Raw genomic sequence first — 18,616 nt, forward strand, 5'->3', positions numbered from 1 at the left:
CGGTGGCGCCGCCTTTTTTTACGCCGGGGACGCCGTTCGCCAGGCGCGCAGCCGGCAGCGCAGGCTGCGCAGGCCAAGGCCGGCCAGCGCCAGCGGCGCCGGTGCGCGGCGGCGCGCCGGGATGGTATAGAACAGCAATTCGGCCCAGACCCGGGTACATGCCTCGGCCCGCACTTCTTCACCGCGACGCAATCCGTTCTCGACCATGGCCTGGTACAGCGCCGGCTCGCTCGCCAGGCGCGCCAGCGCCTCCCCGGCCTCGCGCGCCGACGCCACTTCGATGTAATCCAGCGGCGAGCGGCGCAACTCGCGGTAGGCCTGCTCGGGACCGAGAATGGCCGGCACGCCGGCCAGCCAGGCATTGATCAACTTGCTGGCCGGCTTCTTGACGTGCAGGTGCGACACGTCCTTGCGCATCGCCAGCACCACGTCGGTATCGTGGTAGTCGTTCCAGCTGGTCTGGTAAGACGCGGCATTGCCGCCCCATGCCACCGCGTCGCAGCGCCATTCGATGCCCTGGCGCCGCAGGCCGTCGGCCCACTCGGGTGCGGCGAATTCCGGCGTCATCTCGCCCACCGTCCCCTTGAAGGACACCGTGCGCACGGTGTTGCCGCGCTGCGGATCGCGCGCCACCAGGCCTGGCTGCGGCCAGTGCTGGACGTGGAAGGCGCTGCCGCCGTGCGCGGACGCGGCGTTCTGCACGATCTCGACATCGGCATGCGGCTGGTGCGGACGGTCGGCGCGCGCCGCCACGATGGTCAGGGCCGCCCCCCAACGCCGCCGGCACAGCAGCACCGGCACATGGTCGGCATGGACCACCACCAGGCCCGCATCCGGCGCCAGCGCGCTGAGCGCCACCGGATACCCGGCCCGCTTCAGGCGCAGATAGGTTTGCCCGACCCATACCTGCACCCCGGTGCTGAAAAGGCGCCAGTCGCGGTCCGGATCGGCATCCTGCAACAAGCGTACTTGTTGCGGATCCGGCAAGAAAAATGTTACCTGCTGCTTACTCAATGGCGCTCCGTCAGGGATTTGGATGGCGGTATGCCGTCTTCAGGCATGAAGATAATGTCATCTGGCAAAAAATGCAGCACGGAACGCGTGCGCTGCACAATTCAGCATATAATAATCGCGCGCTATTGCAAGAAATGCAATAGTATCACGCCAGCGTCCGGCAAAGCTGCGACGCTTGCCGACATGCGGATACAGGAGTCAGTGAGGATGTCTTTAATTCAGAGGATCGTTCAGCGCCTGAAACGGGATTATTTCCGTTCCCGGCACACGAAGGCGACCCGGCAAATCTTGTCGACCCCTCCGGTCGAGCGCGGCAACCTGCCGTTCATGCTGCTGTCGATGGTCCATACCCGCGACGTTCTCGCCTACCTGGTCGCGCTCAAGTCCTTCGTCCGTTATGCGAACGCGGAACGGGTGGTCGTGGTGTGCGATCCCTCGATCACCGATGAGGACCGTGCCGTGCTGCGCCAGCACGTGCCGCACATCGAGCTGCACCACGCCGACGAATTCGTCCATCCCGACATTCCGCGCGGCGGCGTGTGGGAAAGGCTGTACGCGATCTCGGGCTTCGTGCGCGAAACCTATGTGGTCCAGCTCGACGCCGATACCGTCACGGTCCAGCCGATCCCCGAAATCGTGGAAGGCGTGCGCAACGGCACCGGTTTCGTGCTGGCCGACCTGCCCGACACCCCGCTGCGCCAGCTGCCGGCGGTGCGCGAGCACGCGCTGCGCGTGCTCAAGCCGGGCGCCCACATCCAGACCATTTCCGAGAGCGAGATGGTCAATGTCGGCCTGCCGCAGGACGCCCTGTACGTGCGCGGCTGCGCCGGCTTCACCGGCTTCCCGCATTCGGACACCATGCGCGACGCCATGCTGGACTTTTCGCGCCGCATGACCGCCAAGCTGGGCGAGGACTGGAAGCGCTGGGGCACCGAGCAGGTGACCTCGAACTACCTGGTGGCCAATGCCCGCGGCACCCGCACGCTGCCCTTCCCCAAGTATGGCACCCCCGATTGCGCCACCGCGGAAACGGCTTTCCTGCACTTCATCGGTTCGATGCGCTTCATTAACAGCAAGTATGAAGCCACCTCGCGCGACGTGATTCGCGCGCTCGACGCCGCGCCAGGGGCCGGCGCCACGCTCGCGCAGTCGACCACGGCGGGCTGACGCACCGACGCCCACCGCTGCGATGTCCGGCCCGTCCTCTTTTTCCGCGCCGCGCCTGTTCCGTCTGCTGGCGGCGGCGCTCGTGCTGACCAGCACCGCCGCGCTGGCGGCATCCCCTCTCGCTGAAGTCCGCCTCCAGAACCTGCGCTCCGACCAGGCCGACGTCCCCTTCACCTTCGGCCAGGTCTTCGCGCCGGGCGACCTGGGCAAGAACGAGCGCCTGGCGGCGCGCCTGCAAGACGGCGCCCTGCTGCCGCTACAGGTCGATGTCAAGGCCACTCATGCGGACGGCTCGGTGCGCCATGCGGTCCTCTCCGGCGTCCTGCCACGTCTCGGCGCGCGCGCAAACGCCGACCTCGACCTGGTGAAGGAGCAAGCGCCGCAGCCGCGCGCCGCCGACGTCACCGTCAAGCGCCTGCTCGCCGACGGCCTGACGGCCAGCGTCACGCTCACGATCGATGGCGTGACCTACCGCGCCACCCTGGCCGAGGCGGCCGCCGGCGCCAGGGGCGAGAAGAACACCGGCGCCTGGCTCGACGGCCCGCTGGCGCGCGAGTGGCGCGGCCTGGCGCCATTCAAGGCGCAGGGCGGCGCCGCCCATCCGCTGCTGGACGCGCGCTTTGCCGTACGCTGGTATCCCGGCCTGGAACGACAGGCACGGGTCGAGGTCGTCGTCGAGAACACCAGGACCTTCCAGGCCGGCGCGCGCAACCTCGACTACGACGTCGAGGTCGAGGTGGGCGGACGCACCGTGTATGCCAGGGAAGGACTGCGCCATTACCATCACGCGCGCTGGCGCCAGCTGGCCTGGTGGAACGAGACGCGCGCCCCGGAACTGCACATCCGCCCCGACAGCGCCTACCTGATCGCCTCGCGCGCCGTGCCCAACTACGACCAGGGCATCAAGCCGAGCGAACGTTCGCTGGCTGACCAGGCTTCCCGGCTCGGCTCCGGAAAAACCGGCCCGATGACGATCGGACCCGTCAACCGCTACATGCCGGCGACCGGTGGGCGCGACGATATCGGACCTTTACCGGGCTGGTCGGTGCAATACCTGCTGTCGGCGGACTTGCGCGCGCGCGCCAGCATGATCGCGGCCGCCGAGGGTTCGGGCAGTTGGTCGATCCACCTGCGCGATGAACGCACCGGATACCCGCTGCGCACCGACACACCGGCCAATCGCCTCGTCTCCACCCACATGAACCTGGCAAACAGGCCGCCGCTGCCGGTGCCGCGCTGCGCCGGCAAGGGCTTGTGCGACACGCCCTACAAGCACGACACCTCGCATCAGCCTTCGCTCGCCTACCTGCCCTACCTGCTTACCGGCGACTATTACTACCTGGAAGAGCTGCACTTCTGGGCCGCCAGCAATCCGCTCGAAACCGATCCGGGCAATTCGGGTCGCGGGCAGGGCCTGGTGCGCTGGCAGCAGGTACGCGGCCAGGCATGGTCGCTGCGCACGCTCGGCCACGCCGCCTACATCACCCCCGACGCCCATCCGCTGAAAGGGTATTTCGCCAAGCAGCTCGACAATAACCTGGCCTTCTACCATGCGACGTATGTGGTGGGCAATCCGAATCGCCTGGGCGTGTACGACAGTTCGGGCGCCAGTTCGTTCAAGGTGAAGGCATCGGCGCCATGGCAGGACGACTTCCTTACCTGGAGCTTCGGGTATCTCGCAGAACTCGGCTTCGACAAGGCGCTGCCCATCTTGCGCTGGAAAGCGAAGTATGCGGTCGGGCGCATGACGACGCCCGGTTTCTGCTGGATCCAGGCCTCGGCCTATCATCTCGAATTCCGCCCTGGGCCGAAGGAGCCGCTGTTCGACGACCTGGCCACCATGTACCAGTTTAATTTTGGCGGCGACAGCATTCTCAACGAAAGCAAGAAGCTGAAGCATCCGCAGGGCCTGAAATATATCGACCAGCCCTGCGCGAGCCGCGAGCAGAGCGACTGGCTGCGCACGGCCAGCAAGGGACGCTGGTCGCCCGGCCGGATGTCGGGCTATTCGGACTCGCCGCTGGGCTATCCGGCCAATATGCAGCCCGCGCTGGCGGTAGCGGCGACGTCCGGCATTCCACATGCCGCAGAGGCCTGGAAACGCTTCGACGCACGGGCCGACAAGCCGGACTACAGCAAGATGCCCGTATGGGCCATCGTTCCCCGAAACAAAACGCAGGACGACTGAGTCGCCATGTGGGCAATCACTGGCAGGCACACTCAGTTTTCATGTAAGAAATGTATCGTGCGACCCTGAGGAAATAGGGATGCAGCATATAATATTGTGCATTACAGCAATCGATCGCATGCCGCCAGGCGTGCATGCCGCAGATATTCGTCCATGAAGAATCCGATCCGAGTTCGCACTGCAGACAGCCATCCGTGCCTTGCCCGGCCTGGCGCGCCCATCGTCGCGCCGGGGCCGTGCGCCTGAAGCGCCATCGCCGTCATCGACAGTCCTGACAACCATGGCAAACCTGCGACGATCGCTGTTCATCACCTTCTGTTCCTCGACCGGGGCGACGGTGCTCAAGTTCATCGTCAGCGTCCTGCTCGCGCGCATCCTGAGTCCGAGCGAGATCGGCGTCTTTTCGATGACCGTGGTGTTCGTCAATTTCGCCCATGTGTTCCGCGATTTCGGCGTCAACCAATACATCCAGCGCGAGAACGATCTCACTCCCGAGAAACTCCAATCGGCGGCTGGCGTACTGTTTTCCTCGTCCTGGCTGATCGCCCTGTGCCTGTATCTCGCCAGTGGCCCGATCGGCGCCGCGTTCGACGAGCCTCAGATGGTGCCGGTCATGCAGGTGCTGGCCCTCGGATTCGTGTTCATTCCTTTCGGCTCGATCACCAATGCCATGCTCTCGCGCAAATTCGAAGCGCAGAAGCAGGCCTACGTAACGGCAGCGGGCACCCTGAGTTATTGCGCCAGTTGCCTGGTGCTGGCCAAGCTCGGATTCGGCAGCATGAGCCTGGCGTGGGCCAACCTGATCAATATTCTCGTGAGTATCGTGGCCCTGGCTCCCTTCCGGCCACGCACTATGCCATGGCTGCCCGCGTTCACCCACTGGCGCGGCATCGTCAATTTCGGCGCGGGTTCTCTCATTTCGAATACGTCTGTGGCGATCAATAATGCGATTCCCGACATCCTGCTCGGCAAGCTCGGCTCGGCAAGCCAGGTCGGCCTGCTCAGCCGCGCCAATTCCACCGTCCAGATTTTCATCCACATCGCCGGCTCGACCATGACCTACGGCGCCGTTTCCTACATGGCGCAGATCTTCCACCGCGGCGAATCGCTGGCGCCGGTGCTGACCCGCGCCACCGTCCTGCTGACCGGGGTCGGCTGGACCGCGCTGGGATTGACGGCGGTGCTCGGGCACGACATCGTCCTGGCGCTGTACGGCCCGACCTGGCTCGAGGCGGTGCCCGCCATCCTGCCGCTGACGCTTGCGGCCGCCTCGGTAATGACGTTCCAGTATGTCAGCTTCGCGCTGACCGCGATTGGGCGCCCTTACATGAGCGCGGTGTTCGTGCTCGCCATCCTGTTCGCGCGCATCGGGTTCGGGGTATGGATGTACGATGGTTCGCTGGTGCGCTTCGCATGGTCGCTGTGCCTGGCAACGGTGCTGACCATGCCGCTGCGCGCCTACATCCAGCGTCATTATTTCGACCTCGGCATCGGCCGCCTGCTGCGCGCCCTGCTTCCGAGCGCGGTGGTGGCGCTGGGCACCAGCGGCGCCGCCATGCTGCTGGCGATGGCGCTGCCGTCCTCGCTGGCGCCGCTGCTGCGCCTGCTCGCCATGGCGCCGGTCATCGCCGTCGCCTGGTACCTGCTGCTGCGCCTGACGCGCCATGAACTGGTGGGCGAGGTGCACCGCCTGGCGGCCCCGATCAAGACCCGGCTGGCGCTGCTGCGCCCCAATCCGTGAATGGAATTCGCATGATCCTCGACCAAATCAAGACCATCCTCACCGACGTCCTCAGCCTGGGCGATGCCGGCCGCCAGCTGAGCGCCGACTCGCCCCTGCTGGGCGCGCTGCCCGAACTCGACTCGATGGCGGTGATCAGCCTGATCGCCGCCCTCGAGGAACATTTCGACATCGCGATCGACGACGACGACATCAGCGCCAGCACCTTCTCCACCCTGGGCAGCCTGGCCGCTTTCGTGGACGACAAGCGCGGCGCATGAAGGCCGCCGCCGGCGCGCCGGCCGAACCCTTCTTCCTGAAGGCGGACGGCGGGCAGCGCTTCTGCCTATATCACCCGCCGGCCGGCCCGGCGCGCGGGGCGCTGCTGTACGTGCATCCCTTCGCCGAAGAGCTGAACCGCGCGCGCCGCATGGCGGCGCTGCAGGCGCGCGCCTTCGCCGCGGCCGGCCACGCCGTGCTGCAGATCGACCTGGCCGGCTGCGGCGACAGCAGCGGCGACTTCGGCGACGCGCGCTGGGAACTGTGGAAGGCCGACCTGGCCCAGGCCGCGGCCTGGCTGCGCGAGCGAACCGACGCGCCGCTGCGGCTGTGGGGCCTGCGCCTGGGCGCCCTGCTGGCGCTCGACTACGCGCGCACGGCGGCGCACCCGGTGGCCGGCATGCTGCTGTGGCAGCCGGTGCTCAAGGGCTCCACCTACCTGACCCAGTTCCTGCGTCTGCGCCTGGCCGGCGCGCTGCTGGCCGATGGCGACGCCGGCGGCGGCACGGCGCAATTGCGTGCGGCGCTGCTGGCCGGCGAAGCGCTCGAGATTGCCGGCTACGACCTCGATCCCCACCTGGCGCGCGCGCTCGATGCGCTCGACCCGCTGGACGCCTTCCGCCCGGCCTGCCCGGTCGACTGGATCGAGGCGGTCACCCAGGCCGGCGCCGAGCCGTCCCCCGGCGCCGCGCGCGCCGCCGCCGCCTGGTGCGACGCCGGTGTCGACCTGCGCCTGCACCCGGTCCACAGCGCGCCGTTCTGGACCACCACCGAGATCACCGAGAATGCGGCCTGGCTGGAGACCGGCACGGCCGCGCTGGAGGCAAGACTGCATGGGCATTGAAGGCGTGGAGATCAGGCATATGGAAGCCGCTACCGATCCGGACCGGCCCCCGGAAGAACGGGCGCTCGCCTTCGACTGCGGCGGCGAGCGGCTGTACGGCATCCTGAGCCTGCCGGGTCATGCCGCATCCGGCGCGCGCGGCGTGCTGGTGGTCGTCGGCGGCCCGCAGTACCGGGCCGGCAGCCACCGCCAGTTCACCCTGCTGGCGCGCGACCTGGCGCAGGACGGCGTGCCGGTGCTGCGTTTCGACTACCGCGGCATGGGCGACAGCGAGGGCACGATCCGCCCGTTCGACGACGTCGAGGACGACCTGCGCGCCGCGATCGACGCCTTCATGGCGGCCTCGCCCGGCCTGCGCGAAGTGGTGCTGTGGGGCCTGTGCGACGCCGCTTCGGCGATCGGCATGTATGCGGCGCGCGACCCGCGCGTGACCGGACTGGTGCTGCTCAATCCCTGGGTGCGCACCGAGGACGGCCTGGCGCGCGCCACCCTGCGCCATTACTACCGGGCGCGCCTGCGCGACCCGGCCTTCTGGAAACAGCTGCTGCGCGGGGGCCTCGACTGGCGCCGTTCGCTGGCGTCATTGGTGGCGCTGCTGCGCAAGGCCAGGGGCGGGCCCGCGCCTGCCACCGCCGCCGCCACCGCTTCGCTGCCGGAACGGATGCGCGCCGGCCTGCAGGATTTTCGCGGGCAGGTATTGCTGGTGATCGCCGGCGCCGACCTGACCGCGCGCGAATTCTGCGACCTGGCCGACGCCGACCGCGCCTGGAAAGGCGTGCTGGCCCCGCCGCGCGTGACGCGGCGCCAGATCGACGACGCCGACCATACCTTCTCGCGCCGCGCCTGGCGCGACCAGGTCGCGCGCTGGACCGCCGAGTGGCTGCGCTCCTGGTAAATCCTCAGCGGCGCAGGCAGGCGCCGAAATCCTCGAAGGCGCCGTAAGCCTTCGCCTGGCCACGCGCGGCGCCGCACAAGTCGACGCCGTCCTGGCGCGGCATGGCGCGTGCCGGCGCCCTGTCGTGCCAAAGGAAATCGCCGCTGGCCGGCGCCGCGAACAGGGCGCGCACCGGATGCAGTCCCGCGTACGAGCGCCACAAGGCCGCGTCGCGGTTATCGCCCAGGCGCAGCAGGCCGCCGTCGCGGCTGCGGATCGGACCGTCGACCAGGTTGCCGTCGATCCGTGCGCTGCTGGTGGCGAAGCGCACGTCGATGCCGGCGGTGTCGACCAGGGTGTTGTCCTCGATCCGGGAATCGGCCGCGCTATTGAGATAAATACCGACGTCGGAACAGCCGACGACCAGGTTGGCGCGCACGACACCGCGCTCTTGTTCCGTAATGCAGCGGCCGTCGCGGCAATACGGCTTGCCGGTGCCGCCTCCCCCCAGCGACAGCCCGACGCGCTGGCCCGGCTGGCCAGCCAGCGCCTGCTCGCACCACACCAGGTTGCGCTCGAACAGATTGCCGCTGCCGCCGCCCTTGGCGAAGGCGCCGTAGCTGATCCGGTCGCCGCCCGCCTTGACGAAGTCGCGGATGATGTTGCCGCGCACGGTCCAGTCGCTGGCCGCGACCAGGTCGATCGGGGTCACCGGTTTGCGCGTCGCGCGCGGCGCCGGATTGGACAGGGTGTTCGCCTCGATCAGGCCATGGTCGGGAAAGCGTCCGGCGGCGCCGTTGATCTTGAAGTGGGCGTTGAAGCCTTGCAGGGTGTTGTTGACGGCCGCGAAGTGGCTGGCCGCGCCGGTCACCTGGAAGGCGTGCTCGCAGTCGTCGTGGGCGGCGCAGGCGCCGTCGATGGCGAGGTTCTCGAAGCGCCAGTGCGGGGCGTTGACCCGGATCGCGACCGGCACGTTCGACAGCAAGGTCACCGTGCCCGGCCGCGCGGCGCGCAGCACGACCGGCGCCTGCGCGCTGCCGGGCCGGCTGGCTTCCAGCGCACGGTGTTCGATGCGATAGCTGCCTGGCGCCAGCGTGATCGTCGTGCCCGGCGTGGCCGCGGCCATGGCGGCGCGCAGGGCGCCGACGTCGCCGACCGCGGCATCATCGGAAGCGGCGGCTCCGGCCGGCTGCGGCTGGGCGCCCAGCGTCAGGGCCGCCAGGTCGGGCGCGGGAGCGCCGCCCGCTGCGCCGCGGTCCAGCGCCAGCAGGCTGCGGCTGGCGAACTGGCCGGCGCCGACGATGACGGCGTTGTGGCCGCTGCTGCGCTTTTCGATGTAGGGCGCCAGGGTGCGCGGCATCACGCCGGCACGCTCGGCCGCGAACAGCCCCGCCGCCACGCCGCAGCCGGCCAGCAGGGTCGCCGCCAGCGCCAGACGCGCGCCACGCTTCATGGGAAGCACTTCATAGGAAGCACTTCATGCGCTGCTCTTGATGCCGTGCCGGTTCATCAGGTCATACAGGGTCGGACGGCTCACGCCCAGCATCTCGGAAGCCTTGACGATATTGCCGTCCACCCGCGCTAGCGCGCGCACGATGGCCGCGTGTTCGGCCTCGTCGCGCACCTGGCGCAAATTCAGCGGTTGCTCGACCTGGGTGCCGTCATCGGGCAGGCCCAGGTCGTCGGCCACGATGGTCGGGCCGTCGGCCATGATCACGGCGCGCTTGACGCAGTTTTCCATCTCGCGCACATTGCCCGGCCACTGGTAGCCCTCGATGGCGGCGATCGCGTCGGGCGCGAAGTGCAGGGTCGGGCGCGATTCCTGGGCGCAGAACTTGTTCTTGAAATGGTGGGCCAGCAGGGCCGCATCGCCCTGGCGCGCGCGCAGCGGCGGGATCGTGACCACGATCTCGGACAGGCGATAGTACAAGTCTTCGCGGAAGCGCCCGGTGCTGCACAATTCCTTGAGCTTTTGGTGGGTCGCGCACACGATGCGCACGTCGACCGGGATTTCCTCGTGGCCGCCGATGCGCTCGATCACGCGCTCCTGCAGCGCCATCGGCAGGTCGCCCACTTCGTCGAGGAAGAACGTGCCGCCGTTGGCCAGTTCGACCTTGCCCTTGGTCTGCTTGGCGGCGCCGGTGAAGGCGCCCTTCTCGTAGCCGAACAGTTCGCTCTCGAGCAGGTTCTCGGGAATCGCGGCGCAGTTGATCGCCACGAAGCGCTCCTTGGCGCGCGGCGACAGCGCGTGCAGCGCGCGCGCCAGCACTTCCTTGCCGGTGCCCGATTCGCCCAGGATCATCACCGAGGCCGAGGTCGGGGCCACCTTCTCGATGTTGCGGCACACCTTGAGCATGCCAGCGTCGCGGCTGATCACGCCCGCCATCGGCGAATCGGCCTGGTTCGACTGCATGCGGCGGTTTTCCATCTGCAGGTTGTGCAAAAAGAACGCGCGCTGGATCACCAGGTTCAGCACCTCGGGCTCGCACGGCTTCTGGTGGAAGTCGTAGGCGCCCATGGCGATCGCCTTGACCGCGTTGGCGCGCTCCTGGTTGCCGGTCAGGACGATCACGCGGGTGTCCGGCGCCAGCGCCAGGATCTGCTCCAGCGTGGCCAGGCCTTCGGTCGAACCGTCCGGATCGGGCGGCAGCCCGAGGTCCATGGTGACCACCGCCGGCTCGTGGCGGCGGATCTGCGCCAGCGCGCTTTCGCGGTCGCCGGCGACGACCACGTCATACGCATCGAAGCTCCAGCGCAGCTGCTTCTGCAGGCCGGGGTCGTCTTCGATGATCAACAGTTTCGGTTTGTTTTGGGTCACGGCTATTCCTCAGTTCACGCTGCGCGATCGATGGCGCCGGCGGCAATGCCGGCGCCGGCCTCATGGTACAACGGCAGGGTGACGGTAAAAGTGGTTCCGACCGAGGGCGTGCTGGTCAAGTCCAGCGCGCCGCCCAGTTCAGTGATGTATTCGCGGCTCTCGAACACGCCGATGCCCATGCCGGCCGGCTTGGTCGACTCGAACGGCTTGAACAGGCGCTCGCGAATGAATTTCTCGGTCATGCCGGCGCCGGTGTCGGCCACCGTGATCGCGACCCGGTTGCCCTGGCGGCGGATGCTGACGTTCACTTGGCCGCTCTTGGGCGTGGCCTCGATCGCGTTCTGGATCAGGTGGCCCAGCACGCGCTCGAGCCGTTCGCGGTCGGCCAGCACCATCAGGCCCTGCTGCTCGACCTGCAGCGACGGATGCGGCTCGAGGGCGCTCTTGAGCGCGATCGCCTGGCGCACCACGGCCTCGACCGACAGGGCGCGCGGCCGCGCCGGGGCATCGTTGCGGCTCAGTTTCTGCAGCATCGACGTCATCTTCTGGATCGAATGGTCGACCGTATCGAGCATGTCGCGCTGGAACTCCGGATTGTCGCGGTGCTTTTCGGCGTTGGCGTTCATCAGGGACAGCTGGGACACCAGGTTCTTGAGGTCGTGCACCACGAAGGTCGACATGCGGTTGAACGAATCGAACTGGCGCGCCACCATCAACTCGTTGGCGGCGTCCTGCTGCGCCAGGTAGCTGGCGGCCTGGCTGCCCGCGATCTCGAGCAGGTCGAACACTTCCCAGTTCAGGGCCACCGTGCTGCGCGCGTCCTGCAGCACCACGAAGCCGAACAGTTTCGAGTGCATGATCAGGGGCACCACCAGCCAGCCGCGCGGGAATGCCTTGAGCCATTCCGGCAGTTCGAGGTCGCCGTACTTCTCGGGCAGGGCCTTGTATTCGTGCAGGTCGATCACCCACTGGGTGGTTTCCAGGAAGCGGCAGAACTTCGAATCGGCCGGCTCGACGGCGCTGCTGGAAGCCTGCCAGCCGGCCGCCGGGCGATAGGCGCCGGCGCCGCCGCTGTCGGGTTCCCCGTCGCGGCGCTGCCACAGCACCCCGCCCGGGCTTTCGACCAGGGCGCCGACCGCCTCGATCGCGCGTTCGCCGATATTGGCGCTGTGCTCGGACAGGGTGCGCGTGAAGCGCATCCATTCCTCGCGGTAGTCGTAGCCGTAGCTGTAGAAATGCTTGCTGATGAAAACCTTGAGCCAGGCGCGGAAGGTGCCCGAGAACAGGGTCCCGGCCAGCACCAGCAGCGCGCCGCACAGGAACACCACCTGCATCACGCCGCCCCAGCTGCCGCCGAAGTAGCGCAGGTAATAGCCGGCGAAGCCCATCGCCATCAGGTACAGCGCGGAGCCGAACAGCGCGGTCGAATGGAACATCACGCGCCGCGACAGCGCCAGCGCATTGGCGCGTGAGGCGCCGCGCTTGATCGCGGTGCCGATCAGCGGCATGGCCAGGGCGTTGACGATGCCGCGCGCGGCCCAGGTGTCCTGGTGCATCTCGTGGAACAGCATCGCCTGGCTGTACATGTAGAAGTCGTAGGCGAACATGGCGCCGATGCCGAGGCAGGCGAACTTGATGGCCCAGCGCTCCTGCACCGTCTTGTTGCGGTACACCTGCTCGACCAGCAGCATGCCCAGCACCGCCTGGCACACGCGCGCCGTCACGTTCGGCAGCAGGCCGTCGAAGTTGAGCATCAGGTCGGTGCGCAGCAACGCCGTCGCCAGCAGCAGGCCCAGGTAGACCATGCCGCCCACGAATACCGGGGTGCGCAGGCCGAACGGCCAGCGGCTGCCCGGATCGCGGTAGTTGCCCAGCAAGAGGAGCAGCACGACGCACCAGGCGCCGCTGCGCAGGATCTCGAGCTTGTCGGTCCAGACCGACCACAGCCCGAGGCCGGACGCGGCTTCCAGGGCCAGGGCGCCGGACCAGAGCGCGGTGAGCGCGCAGGCGATCGCGACCGGCGCGACGTGGCTGCGGCCGCGCCAGATCGTCAGCAGGAGACCGATCAGCAGGAAGAAACCGACGGCGGCGACGCTATAGCTGTAGACGGCAATGCTGGTCAACGTGCGCCATCCATGAGAACGTGCATTGAAAAAATCCGGGTAAGGAGGCCACACCGATGCCTGGCCCCGGGACCACCCGGGGCACGGCCGTCAGCGCCCGCTGCGGAACAGCACGACCTTGAGCGTATTGATCAGGACCAGCACGTCGAGGAACAGGCTGTTGTTCTTGACGTAATACAGGTCGTACTGCAGCTTTTGCAGCGCATCCTCGGCCGAGGAACCGTAGCCGTAACGCACCTGGGCCCAGCCGGTGATGCCCGGCTTGATGCTATGACGTACATTGTAATACGGCACCACCTCGATCAGCTGCTCCACGAAATAAGCACGCTCGGGCCGCGGACCGACGAAGGACATCTCGCCCTTGAGCACATTGAACACTTGGGGCAGTTCGTCGATGCGGGTCTTGCGCATGAAATTGCCGACGCGGGTGACGCGCGGATCGTTCTGGGCCGCCCACTGCGGCTTGCCGCCTTTTTCGGCATCGGTGCGCATGCTGCGGAATTTGTGCACCCGGAAGATCTTGCCGTCCTTGCCGACCCGTTCCTGCGAATAGAACACGGGGCCGCGGTCTTCCAGCCACACGGCGATCGCCGCGGCCAGCATGATCGGCAGGGTCATGACCATGATCAGGGTGCTGCACACCAGGTCGAAGCCGCGCTTCATGAAAGTGCGGATGAAGCTCTGGTCGAAGCCGCCGCCGAACACCAGCCAGCTCGGCTGAAGCGAATCGACCCGGATCTGGCAGGTTTCGCGTTCGAAGAAGGTGGCGGCGTCGGTGACCTTGAGGCCCTGCAGTTTGCAGTCCAGCAGTTCCTTGATGGGGAAGCTGCCGCGCCGGTTCTGTACCGAGACCACGATTTCCTGCACGCCGTACTGCTTGGCGACCTTGACCAGCGAATCGCCGTCGCGCACCTTGAGCAGGTCGCCGGCAGGCACGCAGACCTCTTCGCTGGCGACCGGAATGAAGCCGGCGATATTGTAGCGGTGGTAGCTGGTCTTCTTCTGCGCCAGTTCGCTGCACTCCTTGGCCAGCGGACCGCTGCCCAGGAACATGATGCGCGACTGCATCAGGCGCAGCTCGGACGTCTTGAAGAAGATGATGCGCGCCGTAAAGATGCCGACCGCCGCCAGGCCGAACACCAGCAGCAGGATGCCGCGGCCGAAATACAGGTCGGGGGCGATATAGAACACCAGGGTCAGGATCAGGAAGCCCATCAGGAAGGCGGGCATCAGCTTCATCAGGAAGGGATGGCGCAGGCCTTCGTCGAAATCGAGCTGGTACATCCCCATGGCGCTCATGCTGAAGCTCACCGCCACCGCGAAGGCGATTGCCGAGGCCATGAAGTGATCGAGCTGCAAGGCCGTCGCCGGCGCGCCGACATCAAGAAAACGCATGGCGGCGCCCGCATAGGCGGCCCCAAGCAGGATCAATATCTCTACGAACAGCAGGACGAATACGATCTTCGACACATAGTGATTAGAGATCCGAAACATTTTATTCCCCAGAATTTATTATTGCTTCACTGCTTGCTGAGTTGGCAAAACGACCACAAGGCATCGGCTGCATCGACAGCAGCGCGCGCATGGTCTCATACAATAGCTATAACGTGTCGCGCTCGCCAGGACGTGTTGTATTGACGACAATCGCCGACCTCGTCCGCCTCCTGGTTAATAAATTTTCCTACGCGACATTATCAATATAGCAAAGATTGAGATTTGTTTCTTTATCGCTAGATCTGCCGTGCGCGGGGTAGAAAAAATTTCCCACAGGGCAACAGCCCTGTCATCATGTTTCCCCACGCCGCTTGTCGCTGATCATGTGCTCGCCATAGTAGGTCAGCGCTGTGTAATGTCGATGACTTGTCGCCTGTACAAGCAAATCCAGACAACCATTGCTTAACCATGCATTTTATATATCACAAGCATGGTAGTTTTTTGCTATATTTTTAACAGTAAATATAGCATGGAAACACAAGCAGACTCAACGATGGTTCACTGCCGCGTCAGGTCAATGCAACACGGGTAAGACAGACTGTTGCAAAGCTCACCTGCGCTTAGGGAAAGAAATTTTAGCATTGACTCAACAGTATGCAGCGCAACGATGGATATCGTGCGCTATTGTTTTAAAGCTAATATTGATTTATAGCAAGTGTGCGCCTCAGAGTTTCGCCCCGGCGGCCTGGGGCGCATCCACCACCGGCATGGCGCCGGCCGCCGGTGCCGGCTGCCGCGCGCGTCGTCCTGCGCCTATGAGCAGAGGGAACAGCCGCGGCATCAGGACGTTGGCGATACGGTAGACGGCGACCAGGATGGCCGTCACCAGCACCGGCGCCATGACCCAGTACAAGGGATAGGGCAAGGCGCTGCCATAGCGGCTGTACAGGAGCCAGGTCAGCAACAGCACCGGGGCGTGTGCCAGGAACATGAAGAAGCTGTACTTGCTCATGCCGACCAGCCAGGGCCCGAGCCGGCTCGCCGCCAGCCAGGCGGTAGCCGGCCAGATCAGGAACGGAGCGACCAGGCGCAGATAGGTCGTGTTCGCGACACGGAAATGCACGATGGCGGCGCAGGCGAGCAAAAACAACAGGAAGCACGGCACTGCGTATCGGTCGAGCAGGCGCAGGTTCCAGCCGCGCACGGCGGCCATGCCGCCCACATAGAACAGCACCGCCATCACGTCGCGCAGCACCAGCACGCCATCGTAGTTTTTGAAGAACACCACCGACACCAGCACCAGGCCCGGCCAGGCGTAATTGCGCAGTAACCAGCCGAATGCCGGCGCGAGCAGGATGAGCACCAGCAGGTCGCGCAGGAAGTTCAATGGGTAATTCACGGGCGACGCCGTCAGGCCGAAGGCGGCGTTGAGCCAGGCCATCGGTTCAAAAGGCCACAGTTGCGCGGACATCTCGACACCGGCAAACAGTTGCGCTCCGAGCGCCAGGGGCAGCAGCGGCAGGTTGAAGCACAGGAAGGGCAGCAGGATGGTGCGCGCCTTCTTGCTGAACAGGCGGGCCGGCGCACGATCGAGGGCGGCGCCGAACAGCAGGAATCCCGAAATGACGGTCAGCACCGGGACGGTGGCGCGGAACACGGCGAGCTGGAAAAAGGCCTTGGTGGCATCGAACCAGCCATTGCCGATCTCGGCCATGGGCACGTACTGCGGTGTATGCAGCATGATGACGCCGAAGATCATGACGAACCGCAGAAGTGCGATACGGTCGCGAAGGCCATGGTCGAGGGTCATGGAAGGTCCTTTTCAAGAGTGCGGAACATGCGCGGGAAAGTCGTCGCGCATGGCACGAGAAACTGCCGAATCGAGCCTGCCGGCAATGAAGGGCCTGCCAACTCCCACTTACCTTAAAGTCAACACTGATCAATGTCAATTGTGCGCGTGCGTCATTACACAAAAGTGTCGAATGCGCGGTATGAGCGGCGAGCACGGACGCGAGACCGCGACATGCTGGCGCATGCGGGACGTTCGGAAGGAGAAAGGAAAACGATGGCAATGATGCCGGAATGGCGCGGCTGGCTGGGATCGAACCAGCGACCCTTGGCTTCGGAGGCCAATACTCTATCCACTGAGCTACAGCCGCGCTGGAGGCGTGACGAAGGATACAGTCTTTCCGCAAGTACGTCCATGGGGAGAGGCGGAAAAACCCCTACACCAAAGCAGGATTACACTATAATAAGATTCTTGACGGCATTTGCAAAAAGCCACTAGATCGCAGTGCCCCAGTGGCCGGTTTTTTTAATTGAATTAAGGAAATCATGAGCGACGCACACAACGAACACCAATCCCTCATCCGCACGCCTAAACAGCTCGTCGTTGCCGTCACGGGATTCTTCTTGGTTATTGTTCTAGGTATCATTTTACTCGTCACGTTCGTGACCAGTACCGCCACCACCGGCGCCGGCACCGACGGCCAGAGCGCCGAAGCCATCTCCAACCGCATTCGCCCCGTTTCCGAAGAAGGTTTCACCCTGGTCGACGCCAATGCGCCGCGCGTGCTGCAGGCCGGCGGCGCCGTCTATGCCGCCACCTGCGCAGCCTGCCACGACAGCGGCATGGCCGGGGCGCCGAAGACCGGCGACAACGGCGCCTGGGGCGCACGCCTGGCGCAAGGCTATGACACCCTGCTGAAACACGCCATCGAAGGCATCCGCGCGATGCCGGCCAGGGGCGGCAATCCGGACCTGGACAATCTCGAGGTCGAGCGCGCCGTCGTCTTCATGACCAACAAGAGTGGCGCCAGCTTCAAGGAGCCGGCCGAGCCCGCGCCTGCCCCGGCTGCGGCCGAGGCGCCGGCCGATGCCGCCGCTACCACCGTCGCACCGGTAGCGCCAGTTCCGGCCGCAACGCCCGCCGCTGCCCCGGCAGCCGCGCCAGCCATTGCCAGCGCCGACGCTGGCAAGAAAGCCTACGATTCAGCCTGCATCGCCTGCCATGGCGCTGGCATCGCCGGCGCGCCGAAATTCGGCGACAAGGCGGCCTGGACCGCGCGTCTCGGCCAGGGCGCTAACGTGATGTACGAACACGCGATCAAGGGCTTCCAGGGCAAGGCCGGCTTCATGCCCCCAAAAGGCGGCTCTACCCTCCCCGATGCCGAGATCAAGGCCGCGGTCGATTACATGGTGGCCGCCGTCAAATAAGACGCGCTGCGGCTCCAATAAAAAAGCACCCAGCCGGGTGCTTTTTTGTTTGAAAGATCATGAACGTTGTTGCAGCGCAACCCAGCAATAACGTCGCTTCGATCAGTGCAGGCGGCGACGGCGCGTGGTCAGCATGGCCATGAACCCAAGTCCGACCAGCAGGACGCCAGCCGGCTCGGGGACTGCGGTCGGCTCGGTGCTCACGAAGAAATCGAAGTTAATGCCCAACACGCCAAGTCCGCCGATTTGTTCGGTTCCGAACGCATCGTCAGTGGCCGGGAAAAAACCGTCCCAAGGATAATTCTGATATACCCCGTCAGCAAGATTATCCGTTTCGATGAGCAGCTTATTATTTGAATCGAGGAAAGAAATACGGGCCTCGTACAAATTAACGACGCTCATCAATTCGAGCGGATAATCGAACAGACCGATACCCAAAATCGCTGTTTCTCCCAACACCGGGAATAAATCGCCAGTGCTTCGAATCTGAATACTGATGAGTGATCGACCATTGCCCAAGTCACTCTCGGATTCGCTCACGGTGAGAAAACTATCTCCCCGAACCGCCATGGCTGCCTCGTCATCGAAAGTGGCGACGCCGGCAAACGCCTCATCGCTTTCGCTCCCTTGCAGATAGAAGGAGTAGGCGGAACCGACAGTGACGACCGGCGCCGCGACCGCAGCCTGCGACCCCGCGCCCAGTGTTGCGGCGACTACAAGAATCGATCCAATAAATTTACGCATGCTTTCCCCTTGATGCAAAATATTATACTTACATCAAAGCAAAATTCATGCCTTTTGGCCTGATTTCTATAAAAATCAGTGAATTAGCTCGAGCTTACCGGAAGCAAATCCAGGCGCTGTAAATTATACCGACACTACCTCAAGTCGAGCGATCACCTTGCACTATCGGTCTTCTGCGCAACTTTTCGTTCATTC

14 protein-coding genes and 1 tRNA gene are annotated in these 18,616 nt (G+C 65.3%); 7 read left to right on the forward strand and 8 right to left on the reverse strand.

What is annotated here, in order from left to right; all coding sequences use genetic code 11:
* Positions 1 to 18: 18 nt before the first annotated feature.
* The gene (locus HMPREF9710_RS26420) at positions 19 to 963 is read right to left on the reverse strand and encodes a hypothetical protein (RefSeq protein ID WP_157225420.1); all 945 of its coding nucleotides are present in this window, start codon (positions 961 to 963) and stop codon (positions 19 to 21) included.
* A gap of 339 nt (positions 964 to 1,302) precedes the next feature.
* Between HMPREF9710_RS26420 and HMPREF9710_RS03310 the strand changes: the two genes are divergently transcribed.
* From HMPREF9710_RS03310 to HMPREF9710_RS03335, 6 genes are all read left to right on the forward strand, one after another.
* Positions 1,303 to 2,181 carry a glycosyltransferase family A protein gene (locus tag HMPREF9710_RS03310; RefSeq protein ID WP_040774951.1) on the forward strand — a complete coding sequence of 293 codons (879 nt, stop codon included), beginning with the start codon at positions 1,303 to 1,305 and terminating at the stop codon, positions 2,179 to 2,181.
* A gap of 22 nt (positions 2,182 to 2,203) precedes the next feature.
* Positions 2,204 to 4,369, forward strand: coding sequence for a glycosyl hydrolase family 79 C-terminal domain-containing protein (locus tag HMPREF9710_RS03315; protein WP_005663896.1), 2,166 nt, complete (start codon positions 2,204 to 2,206; stop codon positions 4,367 to 4,369).
* A 280-nt stretch (positions 4,370 to 4,649) separates the two neighbouring features.
* The gene (locus HMPREF9710_RS03320) at positions 4,650 to 6,110 is read left to right on the forward strand and encodes an oligosaccharide flippase family protein (protein WP_005663898.1); all 1,461 of its coding nucleotides are present in this window, start codon (positions 4,650 to 4,652) and stop codon (positions 6,108 to 6,110) included.
* An 11-nt stretch (positions 6,111 to 6,121) separates the two neighbouring features.
* Positions 6,122 to 6,370: an acyl carrier protein gene (locus HMPREF9710_RS03325; protein WP_005663900.1), complete on the forward strand. Its 249-nt coding sequence runs from the start codon at positions 6,122 to 6,124 to the stop codon at positions 6,368 to 6,370.
* Positions 6,367 to 7,212, forward strand: coding sequence for a hydrolase 2, exosortase A system-associated (locus tag HMPREF9710_RS03330; RefSeq protein WP_005663902.1), 846 nt, complete (start codon positions 6,367 to 6,369; stop codon positions 7,210 to 7,212). The genes HMPREF9710_RS03325 and HMPREF9710_RS03330 overlap by 4 nt, the downstream gene beginning before the upstream one ends.
* On the forward strand, positions 7,202 to 8,107 hold the full coding sequence (locus HMPREF9710_RS03335) for a hydrolase 1, exosortase A system-associated (RefSeq protein ID WP_005663905.1): 906 nt from the start codon (positions 7,202 to 7,204) through the stop codon (positions 8,105 to 8,107). The genes HMPREF9710_RS03330 and HMPREF9710_RS03335 overlap by 11 nt, the downstream gene beginning before the upstream one ends.
* 4 nt (positions 8,108 to 8,111) lie before the next feature.
* Here HMPREF9710_RS03335 and HMPREF9710_RS03340 read toward each other — a convergent pair whose 3' ends face one another.
* The 6 genes from HMPREF9710_RS03340 to HMPREF9710_RS03365 all read right to left on the reverse strand — a co-directional run bounded on the left by HMPREF9710_RS03340 (position 8,112) and on the right by HMPREF9710_RS03365 (position 16,620).
* Complete coding sequence (locus HMPREF9710_RS03340) at positions 8,112 to 9,539, reverse strand: NosD domain-containing protein (protein WP_005663907.1); 1,428 nt, start codon at positions 9,537 to 9,539, stop codon at positions 8,112 to 8,114.
* 24 nt (positions 9,540 to 9,563) lie between these two features.
* Positions 9,564 to 10,904: a PEP-CTERM-box response regulator transcription factor gene (gene prsR, locus HMPREF9710_RS03345; protein ID WP_005663909.1), complete on the reverse strand. Its 1,341-nt coding sequence runs from the start codon at positions 10,902 to 10,904 to the stop codon at positions 9,564 to 9,566.
* A 14-nt stretch (positions 10,905 to 10,918) separates the two neighbouring features.
* Positions 10,919 to 13,027 (reverse strand): XrtA/PEP-CTERM system histidine kinase PrsK, encoded by a 2,109-nt coding sequence (prsK, locus tag HMPREF9710_RS03350; RefSeq protein ID WP_005663911.1) that lies wholly within the window; start codon positions 13,025 to 13,027, stop codon positions 10,919 to 10,921.
* Positions 13,028 to 13,117: 90 nt separating this feature from the next.
* A complete protein-coding gene (locus HMPREF9710_RS03355; RefSeq protein WP_005663912.1) occupies positions 13,118 to 14,521 on the reverse strand; it encodes a TIGR03013 family XrtA/PEP-CTERM system glycosyltransferase in 1,404 nt (467 codons plus the stop codon).
* 664 nt (positions 14,522 to 15,185) lie between these two features.
* Complete coding sequence (locus HMPREF9710_RS03360) at positions 15,186 to 16,271, reverse strand: acyltransferase family protein (protein WP_005663913.1); 1,086 nt, start codon at positions 16,269 to 16,271, stop codon at positions 15,186 to 15,188.
* Between the two features lie 273 nt (positions 16,272 to 16,544).
* Positions 16,545 to 16,620 (reverse strand) — tRNA-Arg (locus HMPREF9710_RS03365).
* 175 nt (positions 16,621 to 16,795) lie between these two features.
* Here HMPREF9710_RS03365 and HMPREF9710_RS03370 point away from each other — a divergent pair.
* The gene (locus HMPREF9710_RS03370; protein WP_005663914.1) at positions 16,796 to 17,677 is read left to right on the forward strand and encodes a c-type cytochrome; all 882 of its coding nucleotides are present in this window, start codon (positions 16,796 to 16,798) and stop codon (positions 17,675 to 17,677) included.
* Positions 17,678 to 17,779: 102 nt separating this feature from the next.
* Here the strand turns inward: HMPREF9710_RS03370 and HMPREF9710_RS03375 are convergent, their stop codons facing one another.
* Complete coding sequence (locus HMPREF9710_RS03375) at positions 17,780 to 18,421, reverse strand: PEP-CTERM sorting domain-containing protein (protein WP_005663915.1); 642 nt, start codon at positions 18,419 to 18,421, stop codon at positions 17,780 to 17,782.
* Between the last annotated feature and the right edge of the window lie 195 nt (positions 18,422 to 18,616).

Source organism: Massilia timonae CCUG 45783 (assembly GCF_000315425.1).
Classification (GTDB): domain Bacteria; phylum Pseudomonadota; class Gammaproteobacteria; order Burkholderiales; family Burkholderiaceae_D; genus Telluria; species Telluria timonae.